The following is a 1,594-nucleotide window of genomic DNA, read 5'->3' as shown; positions in this document are numbered from 1 at the left end:
GTTCGGCGGCGTCCTACTCTCCCACAGGGTCCCCCCTGCAGTACCATCGGCGCTGTAAGGCTTAGCTTCCGGGTTCGGAATGTAACCGGGCGTTTCCCCTACGCTATAACCACCGAAACACTATGAAACTGTCAGCCGCACCACGCTGTGGCARCRTGGGGCTGTTCGTGGTTTCAGAACCAACACAGTGGACGCGAGCAACTGAGGACAAGCCCTCGGCCTATTAGTACCGGTCAACTCCACACGTTACCGTGCTTCCATATCCGGCCTATCAACCCAGTCGTCTACTGGGAGCCTTACCCTCTCTAGGAGGTGGGAGTCCTCATCTCGAAGCAGGCTTCCCGCTTAGATGCTTTCAGCGGTTATCCCTCCCGAACGTAGCCAACCAGCCATGCCCTTGGCAGAACAACTGGCACACCAGAGGTTCGTCCGTCCCGGTCCTCTCGTACTAGGGACAGCCCTTCTCAAGACTCCTRCGCGCRCAGCGGATAGGGACCGAACTGTCTCACGACGTTCTAAACCCAGCTCGCGTACCGCTTTAATGGGCGAACAGCCCAACCCTTGGGACCGACTCCAGCCCCAGGATGCGACGAGCCGACATCGAGGTGCCAAACCATCCCGTCGATATGGACTCTTGGGGAAGATCAGCCTGTTATCCCCGGGGTACCTTTTATCCGTTGAGCGACGGCGCTTCCACAAGCCACCGCCGGATCACTAGTCCCGACTTTCGTCCCTGCTCGACCCGTCGGTCTCACAGTCAAGCTCCCTTGTGCACTTACACTCAACACCTGATTGCCAACCAGGCTGAGGGAACCTTTGGGCGCCTCCGTTACTCTTTAGGAGGCAACCGCCCCAGTTAAACTACCCATCAGACACTGTCCCTGATCCGGATCACGGACCCAGGTTAGACATCCAGCACGACCAGACTGGTATTTCAACGACGACTCCCCCTGAACTGGCGTCCAGAGTTCACAGTCTCCCAGCTATCCTACACAAGCCGAACCGAACACCAATATCAAACTGTAGTAAAGGTCCCGGGGTCTTTCCGTCCTGCTGCGCGAAACGAGCATCTTTACTCGTAGTGCAATTTCACCGGGCCTATGGTTGAGACAGTCGAGAAGTCGTTACGCCATTCGTGCAGGTCGGAACTTACCCGACAAGGAATTTCGCTACCTTAGGATGGTTATAGTTACCACCGCCGTTTACTGGCGCTTAAGTTCTCAGCTTCGCCACCCCGAAGAGTGACTAACCGGTCCCCTTAACGTTCCAGCACCGGGCAGGCGTCAGTCCGTATACATCGCCTTACGGCTTCGCACGGACCTGTGTTTTTAGTAAACAGTCGCTTCTCGCTGGTCTCTGCGGCCACCCCCAGCTCACCGTGTAAAACGGATCACCAAGAATGGCCCCCCTTCTCCCGAAGTTACGGGGGCATTTTGCCGAGTTCCTTAACCATAGTTCACCCGAACGCCTCGGTATTCTCTACCTGACCACCTGAGTCGGTTTAGGGTACGGGCCGCCATGAAACTCGCTAGAGGCTTTTCTCGACAGCATAGGATCATCCACTTCACCACAATCGGCTCGGCATCAGGTCTCA

2 rRNA genes are annotated in these 1,594 nt (G+C 56.5%); both read right to left on the bottom strand.

The features are described 5' to 3' along the window. Positions 1-117: ribosomal RNA gene (rrf, locus tag CA983_RS43435) — 5S ribosomal RNA — on the bottom strand. A gap of 86 nt (positions 118-203) precedes the next feature. Further along, positions 204-1,594 (bottom strand): 23S ribosomal RNA (locus CA983_RS43430); the annotation flags it as partial.

The organism is Streptomyces swartbergensis (assembly GCF_002148965.1).
Taxonomy (GTDB): Bacteria; Actinomycetota; Actinomycetes; order Streptomycetales; family Streptomycetaceae; genus Streptomyces; species Streptomyces swartbergensis.
This window is presented reverse-complemented; position numbering and strand designations above follow the sequence as displayed.